The organism is Pantoea sp. X-Soil-ISGK-355, assembly GCF_059730805.1.
The window spans coordinates 2,438,524-2,452,509 of record NZ_AP035971.1 but is presented as its reverse complement, the minus strand read 5'-3'; the positions used below and the strand labels follow the sequence as shown (position 1 = coordinate 2,452,509).

The window sequence follows — 13,986 nt, the reverse complement described above, 5'->3', positions numbered from 1 at the left end:
TATGATTTTCGGTGATCCATATCGGTTTGCTATCTGGATAGAGTGTATTCCTCAATGGAGTGAATCCTATAAAAATGGTTTTTTTTATTTTTTTATAAATGGACATATGTATCCAGAAGATATAAGAACATCAACATTATTTGTTGATATTAATGATCTTATTGATGAAAAAAATGCTCTGCTTTCTTTTCCATGCAATGATGATATTTTCAAGGCCACTACAATTGAAGCTTTTAATGCCTTATTTAAACTGACATACCCAGAATCGACACAAGATGATGAATATCCTGAGCAGGTGTTAGATTTTTGCGTATCCCCTACAATAATCAATGAATCAGGGGCGTATTTTTTTGCTGTTTCAAATGAAAGTTTAGTGAGGATTGTTGGGGGGAAAATAACTGAGTTAGTTGATGGAGAAAACGGAAGAGCATGGGAGGACATAGAACAACCAAACCTTGAAGATATTACCATTCCAAAAAAAGAGATAAGTGAAATTATTGCGAGTTTGAAGAAATATTCGTCTGATTTACTTTAGTTATCGTTTTTAGTTTGGTATGAAGTGCCTGCCGGGATGCTTAGTTATAACGATGCACTCAGTTACCTTCTGTACGGTAAAGATGTATCGGAACTATCAGCCGATGACAAGATGCTGATTGCCAACATTGTAACGTTGTCAGGTGTGGCAGCGGGCTGTGCAGTTGATGGCAGCGCTGAGGTGAGCAGTGAGACTCTTCTGGTAGAACTGAGGTTGAGAATAACTATCTGAGCTGCACGGAAAAGAGCCGCCAGATAGAACTTAACTACAAAAAGAGCCTCACCCCGCAGGAGCAACAGAAACGCGACGCACTGAACCTCAAGGGTGCTTAAAACAATGTTTAGGCCAGATACTTCTGATCATGGATTTAAAACAAACTTGGATTACTTCAATGCGCAATAGTAATGGATTAAATGTATGCAGAGTATGTGGTGCTAAACAGTTGGAACCACCTTGGGGAGAGGATGGGCTGACACCTAGTTATGAGATATGCGACTGTTGTGGCGTTGAGTTCGGCTATGAAGATATGAATATTAACGCGTTAAAGCGATATCGCGAGAAGTGGCTTAAAAAAGGAGCTGTCTGGTTTAGAGAAAAGGAAAAGCCAGCTGTTTGGTCTTTAGATGAGCAATTAAAAAATATCCCTGAGCAATATCGTTAGATTTAATGTTACAAATCCCGGCCTTAGTGCCGGGATTTTACTTTATGGACCAGTCAGTTATCCTTTACTCGCCAGCCGGATGATTAACTGTCCCGGCCCGGTGATCACCTCGATCTTCTGCCCGGTCTTAAAGCCCAGCGCTTCCAGCCAGCGGCCTTTTATGGTCAGCTGTGGCAACGGGTTCGGCTGGCCTTTGTTAGGCCGGTATCCTACTTTGTAATAATGTGCCTGCGATGCGCTGGCGGTGGTTGTAGGCGTGCAGGTCTCTGGCTTATGATGCGTATCAGCCATAATCAACTCCTTCTTAGTTGCTTGTGGTCAGCGGCTGCTGCGGGTTGCCGCCCGCTTCAGCCGCGCTAAATATCGCTCGTTATGCGCTTCCTGTGCTTTTTTTCCTGTTTGAATATACACCTTCTGCTGCTCAAACTCGCTGAAAGCTGAGTAATAAACTGCGAGATGACTCTGAAAACGGATTCTTTTTTTCAGGTCTGCATTTCGCTTATCCCTTCTTCCTTTAGCCTCCCGGAATATCTGTTAAAGATAAACTTTCATACTGTATATCCATGTTAACCCGCCTTGACTCTGCATTACGGATTACGCCTCTGCTGATTATAAAGTCAGTCACAGTGGCGGCAGCGTTGGGATGTCCAATGGCGCCGGCATGGGCAAACAGATGCTTGCCAACGCCGCCTCCAACAGTGCCAGCACGCTGTTATCGGGTCTGAATAATAAAGGGCACGCCGAAGGCACCACCCAGGCCGCCGTGGCAAATGGCACAATCATTGTCCGCGATCAGAACAGGCAGACCCAGGACGTATCGGCGCTCAGCCGTGATACCGAACATGCCAACGACAGCATCAGCGCGATCTTTGACAAAGAGAAAGAGCAGAAGCGGCTTCAGACCGCTCAGTTAGCCGGTGAAATCAGCGGCCAGATGACAAATATCGTCACGACCTTGGGCGATATCAAAGGCCTTGAGGAGGCGAAGAAAAGCGCCGCACCGCTGAAGGAAAATGCCAGTGAGAAAGACCGGACGAAATGGCTGGACGATCTGAGACAAAGTGACGCTTACCAGCAGGAGATAAAGCAGTGGGGTATCGGCAGCACGTCGCAGAAGGTCGCACAGACGGTTGGCAGCATCCTGACGGGGCTGGTAACCGGCAATGCAGGTCAGGCGGTCGCAGGCGGCCTTAATCCGTGGGCAGCGCAGCTGATTAAGAAGGAAACGACCGACGCTTCCGGCAACGTTGACGTGGCAGCCAATGCCATGGCGCATGCGGTGTGGGGTGCGGTATCATCGCAGATGTCCGGGGGAAGTGCGGCGGCGGGTGCGGCAGGGGCGTTCAGCGGCGAGCTTGCCACCCGCTACATCGCAGAGAAATACTGGGGCGCGGACACGCCGGAGAAGATAGCGGCGCTGGGACAGGAAGACCGTGAGCAGCTGAGCCTGCTGGGCACGCTGGCGGCAGGACTGGCGGGCGGCATGGCGGGTAACAGCAGTGCTGCTGCGACGAGCGGCGCGATTGCAGGGAAGAATGCGGTTGAGAATAACTTCCTGCATGCTGAACAAATTGACGATTTTGCAGAAAAAGCAAAAGGCTGCTAAGTCCGTGGCGACTGCGGAAAAGTCGTTAAAGAAATGGAAGATCTAAGCCTTAAACAGCAGCAGGAAATGATAGCGGTATGTTCTTCTAATCCTTCCGCCTGTAAAGAAAAATATGGTGATATTCCCGCAAATGGAATGCTGGTACGTGAAGCAATCGATAGGGTCTTAGGCGCTGATGTACCGTCAAAAATGAAGAATGATATGTCTTCATTACTGGCGCAACAGATAGAAGCGGAAGGAGTTGTATCGAGTACAGAGTTTGCTAGCCGGCTCAAGAGCATTTACGGAATCGATAGTCAGCAGGCAGATCTTTTGGCAGCGGCTGCTTTAGGAGCTGTTACCGGTGGAATGGGTAAAAGTGGTAAATCTGAAGCAGGTAAAAACATCGTTGTTGTAGACTCAGGTAAAAAAGGAGCCTGGAACAAGACGATGAATAAGCCGGAACCGAACACGGTTTATAAGGTGGATGGTGATAAAACATTCCATACGGATGCACAAGGTCGGACTAGTCTAGCTGCAAGTACTTTGTCCCCGACGAAAAAAAGATCGCAATGGGTATCAGCAATGTAAAGCAGGGAAATGCGGAAATACGGAAATACGGGTGATGAAGGTGGGCATTTAATAGCCAGTATCTTTAATGGTCCAGGGGAGAAGTTGAATCTTGTTCCTATGGATGGAAATCTTAATAAAGGTGTCTGGAAAAGTATGGAAACTACTTGGGCTAAAGCGCTAAAAGATGGGAAACAGGTTGACGTTAAGATAGAGCCTGTTTACTCGGGAAATAATAAACGGCCTGATAGCTTTAGTGTGACATACTCTGTCGATGGTGGTCGCCCTGTCATTAAAGATATTAGCAATACTCCAGGGGGGGTAAAATGAACGAACTAGATGAGTTGCATAATAAAATTGGTCAGTTATTAGTGGATGCTGGGCCTGAAAATGCCAAAAATATTATTGTTCGTGCAAATCTACCTCTGGATGGTGAGTCGTGCGAATATGAATATGATTATATTGATCAGGAGGATGAAAGTGACTGGTTTGTACCTGATAAGTTAGCCAGTTACGACCTTCGTCTTCTGTTGGTTGAGATGAGGGATTTTTATATTAAGAATAATATGACTAACGGAAAACCCGCGTGGACCTCTTGTGAAATAACCGTTGATATACCGGAAGAGAAAATAAACATCAGCTTCCTGTATGATGATTAATAAGAAATCCCAGCCAAATCCGGCTGGGATTTTACTTTTATCAGTAAGTTACCCTTCAGTCACCAGCCGGATAATCAACTGTCCCGGCCCGGTGATCACCTTGATCTTCTGCCCGGTGGTAAATCCCAGCGCTTCCAGCCAGCGGCCCTTGATAGTGAGTTGGGGCAGGGGATTCGGCTGGCCCCTATTAGGCCGATATCCGACTCTGTAATAATGCGCAGCGGTTGTGGCCGTGCGTGTTCCTGACTTATGATGCTTATCAGCCATAATTAACTCCCGTATAGTTAGTTGTGGTCAGCGGCTGCTGCGGGTTGCCCCCCGCTTCAGCCGCGCTAAATTCTCTTCTTGGGCTCTTCCTGTTCCGTTTTCACCTGTTCAAAGATACACCTTATGTCGGGAAAACTCGCTGAAAGCTAAGACATAAAATGCGAGTCGCCTCTGAAAAATGGATTCTTTTTCCCGGTCTGCAATTCGCTTATTACTTCGTCCTGTAGCCTTCTGGAATATCAGTTGCGGGCGGGCTTTCATGCTATAAATCCGCGTTAACCTGTCTTCAGTCTGTCTTCCTGATTACCCACGTATCGCCGCCGAAAATGATAACGAAAAGATTTCCCTGCTGTTGAAAATAGCGGCAGCAATGAGCGCTTCCGTCAGCGGTAGCCCGGAAGTGACAGCTACTATCTGAGCGGGATCGATCAGCGATTTGTTAATCAGACCGTCACGCCGCCAGATGGCACACAGAAGACTGATGCCGGAACATGCATCACCGCCAGCAGTGGCTTCAGCTTTACGTTCGGCAGTATGACCGGCTCAGCTGGCCTGAGCCTGAGCCTGAGCCAGAGCAAAGTGAACAGTGAGTACGCCAGCGTTGGCGATCAGAGCGGCCTGTTTGCAGGGAATGGCGGCTATGACATCTATGTTGGCAACCACACCCAGCTGAATGGCGCGGTCATCGCCTCAACGGCGCAGTCCGCGAACAATGCGCTCTCCACTAGTACGCTGGGCTGGTCTGACATCGACAACCACGCTTCTTACAAAGCCAGCAGCTCATCGATCAGCATGAGTGGAGGCTATGAACAAAAGCAAATGTCAGGGGGCGCGATACCCACCTCTGCAAATACTCATGGCAGTGCATCCGGCACCACCCGTTCAGCCGTGTCGGACGGTTCCATAACGGTACGTAGCGGTCAGGCTCAGATACAGAACGTCGCGGACCTGAGCAGAGATACCGACAACGCCAACGGTCATATCGATAAGATATTCGACAAAGATAAAGTCGCCAGCAAGCTTGAGTTCGCTCAGGGAATCCAGGAGCTGGGCCAGCGTGTAGCAGGCGATGTCAGCAGCTATCAAATGCAGGCAGCTGAAAAAGAGACCTTAGAACGGTTGCTAAAAGCGAACCCGCAAAATGCCACTTTATCCAGGGCGGCATTAAACGATCTGATTGTAAAAGATGCGGGATATAAGGCGGTTGCAGAAAAGTGGGGCACAGGCGGCAGCTATTCCATGGCGGCAGCAGCGGTGACCGGCGTGCTGGGCGGCCTTGGCGCAAGCAACCTGGGCGCAGCCGCAGCAGGTGGGATGGCACCGTATATCGCCAATAAAATCAAGCACGCTACCAGCACATTTGTTAACGGACAGGAGCAGACTAACGTCCTGGCTAACACCATGGCGCACGCGGTCGCAGGTGCAGTGCTGGCTCAGCTGGCAGGAAACAGCGCAACAGCGGGTGCAGCCGGGGCAGCAGGTGGCGAGTTGATGGCCAGAGCGATCATCAGCTCAATGTATCCTCGCAAACAGGCCAGCGACCTGACGCAGGATGAGAAGCAGGTTGTCAGCGCGCTCGGCCAGTTAGCCGCGCAGTTGTCTGCGGGTTTAGCATCCGGTTCTGTTGAGGGTGGCATTCAGGGGGCGGTTGCCGGAAAGAATGCGGTTGAGAATAATGCGCTGTCAGCCACAGACGATAAGAAACGTCAGGATGCGAAGTGGTCACTGCCTTATCTGGACGGTGAAAAGAAACAGCAGGCAGAGAGGTTAATCAGTGACCTGAATGCGAAGGACAAGGCATTCGATGCAGCGCTAGACTCAGCCTGTAAAGGACTTTCTTCAGCAGCCTGCCAGGAACTGGCAGCGATGTCGAAGAGCTATGACCAGCAACTCGACGGCCAATATATCGGCACGATGGGCAGCGTATATAAAGAAGGGAAAGGTCATGTTGACGCGCTGATGTGGCAGTATGCCTCGGCGGATGCGAAAGCGGAGCGTGAAGCTAATGTTAACCGTATCGCTGAAAACTGGGGTGTGAGTAAGGAAACAGCAGACGGCCTTTATACCGCGATGGCTGGCGTTCATACCACGGCGGCGATTGGTGGCGCGATTTATGGAATGAAGGGTACAGGAGCAAGTGGTGAGAATGCTGGCTCTATAAAAAATGTTAACCCAGGATACCCGGAACCAGGGAGAAAACATAACTGTGTGAACTGTTCTGTTGCCACTGATGCTACTTTGGCTGGAAATCCTGCATCGGCGTTGCCTGTGAATCATAATAACGGTATCCCGTTGGCCGTTTTGGAAAACCAATATGGGACGAAATTTAAATATATTTCTTCGTCCGAAAGCATTACACAGCAAATGTCAAGTGCAGGCTCTGGTTCCCGAGGAATTGTTTTTGGTTCATATGGGCCAGGTCAACCTGGACATGTGTTTAATGTTGTAAACCAGAACGGAACAGTTCGATTCCTTGATGGGCAAACAGGTAAGTCTGCTGATCTCAGCCAGTTTAAATCATTCCAATTATTGAGGACGAACTAATGGTTAATTTTAGCGAGGCCGTAGAAAAAGCGACGGAATATTTAAAAAATACTGATATTCCGGTTGTTATTACCCTTCAGGGACGTTTTTCTGAAGGATGGTTTTTTTGTTTTCAATCTCGAGAATATCTGGAGACGGGAGAGTTTTCTGCTCAACTCGTAGGTAATTCGCCATTTCTTGTTGATAAAGATACAGGTGAAATACATGAACTTGGGACGGCGTATCCTATTGAAAAGTATTTACAAGAATACGAAGAAAAGAAAAATAATCTAAGTTAGAAATATCCCGGCTACCGAGCCGGGATGTGATTATCTATCGATTACACCTAGGCCGGCCGGATGATCAACTGTCCCTGCCCGGTGATCACCTCGATCTTCTGCCCGGTCCTAAATCCCAGCGCTTCCACCCAGCGGCCCTTGATGGTGAGCTGTGGCAGCGGGTTCGGCTGGCCCTTTTCAGGTCGATGGCTCACTTTGTAATGATGCGCCCGCGATTCACTGGTGGCGGTTTTAGGCGTGTGGGTCTCTGACTTATGATGCGTGTCACCCATAATCAACCCCCTGGCAGTTGGTTATGGGCTGCGGGCTTGGGCGCTCGAAATTTTACTGACCGGCGCAGCAAATACTCAGGAGAGCAGCGGTAAGAACAGCAGCAGCGGCGGCGGGGTGGGCGTCAGTATGGGTGCCGGCCAGGGCAGTGCAGGCATCAGTATTTTTGCCAGCATCAATGGCGCCAAAGGCAAAGAGAGCGGCAACGGCACGCGATGGACTGAGACCACACTGGACAGTGGCGGCAGACTTAACCTCACCAGCGGGCGCGACACCACACTGGAGGGCGCTCAGGTCAGCGCTGACCAGGTCATCGCAAACGCAGGCCGCGATTTAACCCTGACCAGCCAGCAGGACAGCGATCGTTACGATTCAAAACAGACCAGCTACGGCGCGGGCGGCAGCTTTACCTTTGGTTCGATGACGGCTTCCGGATATGCCAGCATCAATCAGGATAAAATGCACAGCAACTACGACAGTGTGCAGGAGCAAAGCGGTATCTATGCCGGTAAAGGCGGCTTCGATATCACCGTCGGCAATCACACGCAGCTTAACGGTGCAGTGATTGCCAGCCAGGGTGATGCCGCAGATAACCGTCTGGATACCGGCACGCTGGGCTTCAGCGACATCGGTAACGCTGCTGACTATAAAGTCAGTCACAGCGGCGGCAGCATTGCGCTGTCGAATGGCGCTGGCATGGGGAAACAGATGCTTGCAAACGCCGCCTCCAACAGTGCCAGCACGCTGTTATCGGGTCTGAATAATAAAGGGCACGCTGAAGGCACCACCCAGGCTGCCGTGGCCAATGGCACCATCATTGTCCGCGATCAGAACAGGCAGAAGCAGGACGTATCGGCGCTCAGCCGTGACACTGAGCATGCTAACGACAGCATCAGCGCGATCTTTGACAAAGAGAAAGAGCAGAAGCGGCTTCAGACCGCTCAGTTAGCCGGTGAAATCAGTGGCCAGATGACAAATATCGTCACGACCATGGGCGATATCAAAGGCCTTGAGGAGGCGAAGAAAAGCGCCGCACCGCTGAAGGAAAATGCCAGTGAGAAAGACCGGACGAAATGGCTGGACGATCTGAGACAAAGTGACGCTTACCAGCAGGAGATAAAGCAGTGGGGTATCGGCAGCACGTCGCAGAAGGTCGCACAGACGGTTGGCAGCATCCTGACGGGGCTGGTAACCGGCAATGCAGGTCAGGCGGTCGCAGGCGGCCTTAATCCGTGGGCAGCGCAGCTGATTAAGAAGGAAACGACCGACGCTTCCGGCAACGTTGACGTGGCAGCCAATGCCATGGCGCATGCGGTGTGGGGTGCGGTATCATCGCAGATGTCCGGGGGAAGTGCGGCGGCGGGTGCGGCAGGGGCGTTCAGCGGCGAGCTTGCCACCCGCTACATCGCAGAGAAATACTGGGGCGCGGACACGCCGGAGAAGATAGCGGCACTGGGGCAGGAAGACCGTGAGCAGCTGAGCCTGCTGGGCACGCTGGCGGCAGGACTGGCGGGCGGCATGGCTGGCAATAGCAGTGCTGCGGCGACGAGCGGCGCGATTGCCGGGAAGAATGCGGTAGAGAATAACTCTCTCGGCGATATCGCCCAAGCGCAGTCTGAAGGTAAAACGCTGGAGCAGAAAGCCGGTGAGCAGGTTGAAGCCGAAAACGAGCGCTATAAAGAGGCCAACTGCGGCGGCATGAGCGTAGAAGCCTGCTCGGTGAAGATGTACACTGAGCGGCGTGAAGCGCTGAAAGATATGGCGTCAGCGGGTGCAGAGTTTGGCAGCGACTTTATACCTGTTTATGGCGACATCAAGAGCTTTGCGGAAGCGCAGTCGGCTCTTGATTATCTTGCGGCTGCAATCGGTATAATTCCCGGCGCGGGAGATGCGGCAGGAAAGGTCATCAAGGCCGCAGAAACGGCGCTGAAGAAAGGGGATGTTGCTGAAGCTTCTAAGCTAATAAATAAGGCCAGTGATGAAGTTGGATCAGCGACCTATTTTGGTCAGCAACGTAAATACTGGAGTGCTGATCCAGTTAACATTAACGGAAATAAAGTTTACCAAAGGAATGACTTGTTTGATCCTAATGCAGTAGATTCAAGAGGAAGAACTAATATTCAAAGGATGGAGAAAGGATTGGCTCCTTTGGATGCAAATGGCCAATCAGTAAACCTTCACCATATGCTGCAAAAACAAGATGGCCCCATAGCAGAAGTTACTCAGAGTTTCCATAAAGATAATCATAGCGTTATTCATATTAACGATAACAGCATACCTTCAGGTATCAATCGTAATGAATTTAATAAATGGCGTTCTGATTACTGGAAGCAAAGGTCAACTGATTTTAAAAAGTAGGTTATGATGAGTATTGATAACGTTAAAAAAGCAATCTCTTTAATAAATCAGCACCAGGATAGTGCTGATTTTGAAGGAACCAAAGAAGACGGTTTGATTACTCTTGCGGAAAAAACGCTAGGTATTAAATTCCCTGATAGTTATAGGTTTTTCCTAGAAAAACTAGGCTGTGGTGATATCGCAGGACAGGAATTTTATGGAATCATCAAAGCAGATTTTATTAACTCTGGAATACCTGATGCTATATGGTTAACCATGAAGGAACGTCAGGAGTCAAATTTACCTAATAACTATGTAGTTATAAATTCGACAGGCGATGGTGATTACGTTGTGTTAGACTGCGGCAATGATGAGAAAAATAAAGTTTTTCTGTGGATGCCGGGTATAAAAAACCAACAAGCTGCTTTTAAACCATATTATGATGATTTTGGTGATTTTTTCTTCGATCAGATATCTACAGCATTAAATTAATAAATATCCCGGCCATCGCGCCGGGATATTTTTACCTGCCGCCTACTCCTCAGCCAGCCCGATAATCAGCTGCCCTATCTCCGGGATCACCTCGATCTTCTGCCCGGTGGTAAATCCCCGCGCTTCCAGCCAGCGGCCTTTAATGGTCAGCTGCGGCAGCGGGCTCGGCTGGCCTTTATCAGGCCGGTATCCCACTTTGTAATAATGCGCCTGCGTTTCACTGGCGGCGGTTGTGGCCGTGCGGGTCTCTGGCTTATGATGCGTGTCAGCCATAATCAACTCCTCGATAGTTGCTTGTGGTCAGCGGTTGCTGCGGGTTGCCGCCCGCTTCAGCCGCGCTAAATATCGCTGGTTATGCGCTTCCTATGCTATTTTTTTCCTGTTTGAATATACACCTTCTGCTGCTCAAACTCGCTGAAAGCTGATTAATAAACTGCGAGATGACTCTGAAAACGGATTCTTTTTTCAGGTCTGCATTTCGCTTATCCCTTCTTCCTTTAGCCTCCCGGAATATCCGTTAAAGATAAACTTTCATACTGTATATGCATGTTAACCCGCCTTGACTCTGCATTGCGGATGGAGCCTCTGCTGACTATAAAGTCAGTCACAGCGGCGGCAGCATTGCGCTGTCGAATGGCGCTGGCATGGGTAAACAGATGCTTGCTAACGCCGCCTCCAACAGTGCCAGCACGCTGTTATCGGGTCTGAATAATAAAGGGCACGCCGAAGGCACCACCCGGGCCGCCGTGGCAAATGGCACTCTCATTGTCCGCGATCAGAGCAGGCAGACCCGGGACGTATCGGCGCTCAGCCGTGATACTGAACATGCCAACGGCAGCATCAGCGCGATCTTTGACAAAGAGAAGGAGCAGAAGCGGCTTCAGACCGCTCAGCTAGCCGGTGAAATCAGCGGCCAGATGACAAATATCGTCACAACCATGGGCGATATCAGAGGGCTTGAGAAAGCGCAGAGTGCGAAGAACGCAGAAACGCTGCCCGCCGGAGCAACTGAAAAACAGTGGGGAGAGTGGCTGGAGAAAATGCGTGATTCGCCAGAGTATCAGGCGGAGATAAAGCAGTGGGGTATCGGCAGCACGTCGCAGAAGGTCGCACAGACGGTTGGCAGCATCCTGACGGGGCTGGTAACCGGCAATGCAGGTCAGGCGGTCGCAGGCGGCCTTAATCCGTGGGCAGCGCAGCTGATTAAGAAGGAAACGACCGACGCTTCCGGCAACGTTGACGTGGCAGCCAATGCCATGGCGCATGCGGTGTGGGGTGCGGTATCATCGCAGATGTCCGGGGGAAGTGCGGCGGCGGGTGCGGCAGGGGCGTTCAGCGGCGAGCTTGCCACCCGCTACATCGCAGAGAAATACTGGGGCGCGGACACGCCGGAGAAGATAGCGGCACTGGGGCAGGAAGACCGTGAGCAACTGAGCCTGCTGGGCACGCTGGCGGCAGGACTGGCGGGCGGCATGGCGGGCAACAGCAGTGCTGCGGCGACGGGCGGCGCGATTGCAGGGAAGAATGCGGTTGAGAACAACTCTCTCGCTGATATAGCTCAGGCGCAGGCTGAAGGCAAAACGGTTGAGCAGAAGGCTGGTGAGTACGTTGAGGTCGAAAACGAACGCTATAGGAAGGCCAACTGCGACGGGATGAGCGCCGAAGCCTGCTCGGTGAAAATGTACGAAGAGCGGCGTGAGGCGCTGAAAGATACAGCGTTACTGGGCGCTGACTTCGTGCCGGTTGTAGGCGACATCAAGAGTTTTGCCGAGGCGCGGAGTGCGCTGGATTATCTTGCGGCTGCAATCGGTATTATACCCGGCGCAGGTGATGCGGCAGGAAAGGTCATCAAGGCCGCAGAAACGGCGCTGAAGAAAGGGGATGTGGCTGAAGCATCGAAGTTGATTAATAAGGCCAGTGATCAAATTCAGGCAGTTAAGCCGCTAGATGTTGGTTCATTTAAAGAACTCAAAGATCGTGCCGTGGTTGGTGATGGACTGGAGCACGATCATATCCCATCATTTGCTGCTATTCGTCAGGCAAAAGAAAATGAGTTGGGAAGAAAGTTAACTCCAACTGAAGAAAAAAGCCTATACAATAATGCAACAGCTATTGAAGTACCTAAAGATGTACATCAGGCAGGCCGTACTTATGGTGGTAAAAATACGCCATCCCTAATAAAACAAGATGCCATAGATCTTTGTGGTGCAGAATGTCGCGATACAGATTTACATAGAAAAAATATGCTAAACCGAGGATATGATCCTAAACTTGTTGATGATGCTATAATAGAAATCAAAAAAAGAAATTCTCAAACAGGAGTAACAAAATAATGTTGATGTGGGATGAGTTTATTAAGTTATTAGGCTGCAAAAAATTCGATGATAATTTTATTAATATTTCAAGTGATTTTAATGAGTTGCCTAAGATTGAGGAGAGTGTTTTAGGTGACAGGAGCTACTATTCATTTTTACAGTCTGGTGTTTTATTTTTGTTAGAAGATAAAATTATCGATCAAATTACATTTTACGCAACAAAGGATGAGGGGTTTTCTGAGTATGAAGGGGATTTACCATTATCAATTGATAGTTCGGAGCATAAGGCTGTTCAAATGCTAGGCCACCCCTTAGATTCTGGTGGTGGAAAAATGGATGCACTTATGGGTTATATTGATCGTTGGATAAGGTATGAAAAAGAGGGATATAAGCTACATCTACAATTTAATCAGAATGATAGATTATCCAGGGTTACTCTTATGAGATCGGTATAAATTCCTATCTAATCCGTAACGCCGATCATTTAAGGCAGAAATGATCGGTTGAATGAGGCGATGGCTGTGTGAAAATCCATAATTTCATCATGAATGATTACAAATTTTTAAGCTCACTTCCTACCTCGATGATCGGGCTACTCTTATTGCCTCTGTTATACCGCATCCAGTCTGCACCCAGAGCTTGTGGAAATGACTGAATAAGCTCTTTCAATGGATAAATGCGATAAGTAATAGCAATTTAATCATAGATGGTCATGATATACATACAGAATCTGATGTTTATAGTACTCTGACTGAGTTGATGGATTTTGGTCCATAATATGGCAGGGATCTGGATTCCTTATGGGATCGCCTGAGTACAGATTGGAAGGCCAATAAAAATAACATGGCATCATTCAGATTTATCAAAAAAAAGGCTCGGAAAGCGATTTGATAAAATTATCCAGATTTTCTAACGGACAAAGCAACAGGATATAAAATTTTGCTGTGAAGATAAATTTGAATACTTTCTAAAATGACCTATGATAAATATTAAGGCCATCTATTGAAAATTCTTCCGCATCTTCCCCAAATCTAAAAGATAAAAGCCTCATACTTTCGCAGCAGGCTTTTATCTCCCAATTGCATCATACTCAGTGCATTAACTGACTGACCAGCCCGGTGAGATCGGCTTTTTTATCAATCACACCTGCAGATGACGCTTTATCCACCAGCTGTGGCAGATATTTTGCCAGCAGGTTCAGTGCATCGCTGGTGTTGATACCCATCCGCGCAGCCAGTTGCTCAATCGCTTCGGAGTTAATCATCTTCTTCACCAGATCGCTGCTCAGGGCAACGTTCTGCTGATCGCCCAGCCAGGAGTTAACCACCTCGCTGTACTCACCGCTCTGAAGATGGCTTACGATGGTGTGTAAACCGCCTTGCTGTTCCACCCACTCCAGTACACCTTTCACTTCCTGACTGGTCTGAGTATTCAGGCCGCACATCGCCAGCACCGTTTCCAATAAACTCATTT

17 protein-coding genes and 1 pseudogene are annotated in these 13,986 nt (G+C 49.3%); 13 read left to right on the top strand and 5 right to left on the bottom strand.

Annotated features, from left to right (window positions below; genetic code table 11):
- Position 1 precedes the first annotated feature (1 nt).
- Complete coding sequence (locus AC6I8J_RS11450) at positions 2-535, top strand: immunity 42 family protein (RefSeq protein WP_497825375.1); 534 nt, start codon at positions 2-4, stop codon at positions 533-535.
- A gap of 361 nt (positions 536-896) precedes the next feature.
- Complete coding sequence (locus AC6I8J_RS11445) at positions 897-1,196, top strand: hypothetical protein (RefSeq protein WP_497825374.1); 300 nt, start codon at positions 897-899, stop codon at positions 1,194-1,196.
- A gap of 57 nt (positions 1,197-1,253) precedes the next feature.
- Here AC6I8J_RS11445 and AC6I8J_RS11440 read toward each other — a convergent pair whose 3' ends face one another.
- Positions 1,254-1,487 (bottom strand): SymE family type I addiction module toxin, encoded by a 234-nt coding sequence (locus AC6I8J_RS11440; RefSeq protein WP_497825373.1) that lies wholly within the window; start codon positions 1,485-1,487, stop codon positions 1,254-1,256.
- 352 nt (positions 1,488-1,839) lie between these two features.
- Here AC6I8J_RS11440 and AC6I8J_RS11435 point away from each other — a divergent pair, with 352 nt between their 5' ends.
- Genes AC6I8J_RS11435 through AC6I8J_RS11420 form a run of 4 tightly spaced genes read left to right on the top strand, consistent with a single transcriptional unit; the run spans position 1,840 to position 4,010 of the window.
- The gene (locus AC6I8J_RS11435) at positions 1,840-2,802 is read left to right on the top strand and encodes a VENN motif pre-toxin domain-containing protein (RefSeq protein ID WP_497825372.1); all 963 of its coding nucleotides are present in this window, start codon (positions 1,840-1,842) and stop codon (positions 2,800-2,802) included.
- Between the two features lie 33 nt (positions 2,803-2,835).
- Entirely contained in the window at positions 2,836-3,372 is a 537-nt protein-coding gene (locus AC6I8J_RS11430) for a hypothetical protein (protein ID WP_497825371.1), read from the top strand.
- Between the two features lie 9 nt (positions 3,373-3,381).
- Positions 3,382-3,681 (top strand): DNA/RNA non-specific endonuclease, encoded by a 300-nt coding sequence (locus tag AC6I8J_RS11425; RefSeq protein ID WP_497825370.1) that lies wholly within the window; start codon positions 3,382-3,384, stop codon positions 3,679-3,681.
- A complete protein-coding gene (locus AC6I8J_RS11420; protein WP_497825369.1) occupies positions 3,678-4,010 on the top strand; it encodes a hypothetical protein in 333 nt (110 codons plus the stop codon). Before AC6I8J_RS11425 ends, AC6I8J_RS11420 begins: the two co-directional genes overlap by 4 nt.
- Before the next feature lie 48 nt (positions 4,011-4,058).
- Here AC6I8J_RS11420 and AC6I8J_RS11415 read toward each other — a convergent pair whose 3' ends face one another.
- On the bottom strand, positions 4,059-4,277 hold the full coding sequence (locus AC6I8J_RS11415; protein WP_161736976.1) for a SymE family type I addiction module toxin: 219 nt from the start codon (positions 4,275-4,277) through the stop codon (positions 4,059-4,061).
- Positions 4,278-4,811: 534 nt separating this feature from the next.
- On the opposite strand from AC6I8J_RS11415, the gene AC6I8J_RS11410 reads away from it, so the two are divergent.
- Both AC6I8J_RS11410 and AC6I8J_RS11405 read left to right on the top strand, forming a co-directional pair.
- Positions 4,812-6,821, top strand: a complete 2,010-nt coding sequence (locus AC6I8J_RS11410) for a toxin glutamine deamidase domain-containing protein (RefSeq protein ID WP_497825368.1) — start codon at positions 4,812-4,814, stop codon at positions 6,819-6,821.
- Positions 6,821-7,099, top strand: coding sequence for a YrhB domain-containing protein (locus tag AC6I8J_RS11405; protein ID WP_260058441.1), 279 nt, complete (start codon positions 6,821-6,823; stop codon positions 7,097-7,099). The genes AC6I8J_RS11410 and AC6I8J_RS11405 overlap by 1 nt, the downstream gene beginning before the upstream one ends.
- A gap of 47 nt (positions 7,100-7,146) precedes the next feature.
- Here AC6I8J_RS11405 and AC6I8J_RS11400 read toward each other — a convergent pair whose 3' ends face one another.
- The gene (locus AC6I8J_RS11400; RefSeq protein ID WP_497825367.1) at positions 7,147-7,371 is read right to left on the bottom strand and encodes a SymE family type I addiction module toxin; all 225 of its coding nucleotides are present in this window, start codon (positions 7,369-7,371) and stop codon (positions 7,147-7,149) included.
- A gap of 49 nt (positions 7,372-7,420) precedes the next feature.
- On the opposite strand from AC6I8J_RS11400, the pseudogene AC6I8J_RS11395 reads away from it, so the two are divergent.
- From AC6I8J_RS11395 to AC6I8J_RS11385, 3 genes and pseudogenes are all read left to right on the top strand, one after another.
- A pseudogene (locus tag AC6I8J_RS11395) lies at positions 7,421-8,962 on the top strand (hemagglutinin repeat-containing protein); the annotation flags it as partial.
- Positions 8,963-9,067: 105 nt separating this feature from the next.
- Positions 9,068-9,727 (top strand): HNH/ENDO VII family nuclease, encoded by a 660-nt coding sequence (locus tag AC6I8J_RS11390; protein ID WP_161736531.1) that lies wholly within the window; start codon positions 9,068-9,070, stop codon positions 9,725-9,727.
- Between the two features lie 3 nt (positions 9,728-9,730).
- A complete protein-coding gene (locus AC6I8J_RS11385) occupies positions 9,731-10,198 on the top strand; it encodes an SMI1/KNR4 family protein (RefSeq protein ID WP_497825366.1) in 468 nt (155 codons plus the stop codon).
- A gap of 42 nt (positions 10,199-10,240) precedes the next feature.
- Here AC6I8J_RS11385 and AC6I8J_RS11380 read toward each other — a convergent pair whose 3' ends face one another.
- Positions 10,241-10,471 (bottom strand): SymE family type I addiction module toxin, encoded by a 231-nt coding sequence (locus tag AC6I8J_RS11380; RefSeq protein WP_497825365.1) that lies wholly within the window; start codon positions 10,469-10,471, stop codon positions 10,241-10,243.
- Positions 10,472-10,842: 371 nt separating this feature from the next.
- Here AC6I8J_RS11380 and AC6I8J_RS11375 point away from each other — a divergent pair, with 371 nt between their 5' ends.
- Together AC6I8J_RS11375 and AC6I8J_RS11370 are read left to right on the top strand one after the other, a co-directional pair.
- The gene (locus tag AC6I8J_RS11375) at positions 10,843-12,531 is read left to right on the top strand and encodes a VENN motif pre-toxin domain-containing protein (RefSeq protein WP_497825364.1); all 1,689 of its coding nucleotides are present in this window, start codon (positions 10,843-10,845) and stop codon (positions 12,529-12,531) included.
- Entirely contained in the window at positions 12,531-12,968 is a 438-nt protein-coding gene (locus AC6I8J_RS11370; protein ID WP_480265886.1) for a DUF6392 family protein, read from the top strand. The genes AC6I8J_RS11375 and AC6I8J_RS11370 overlap by 1 nt, the downstream gene beginning before the upstream one ends.
- A 635-nt stretch (positions 12,969-13,603) precedes the next feature.
- Here the strand turns inward: AC6I8J_RS11370 and AC6I8J_RS11365 are convergent.
- A complete protein-coding gene (locus AC6I8J_RS11365; RefSeq protein WP_161736195.1) occupies positions 13,604-13,984 on the bottom strand; it encodes a YidB family protein in 381 nt (126 codons plus the stop codon).
- Between the last annotated feature and the right edge of the window lie 2 nt (positions 13,985-13,986).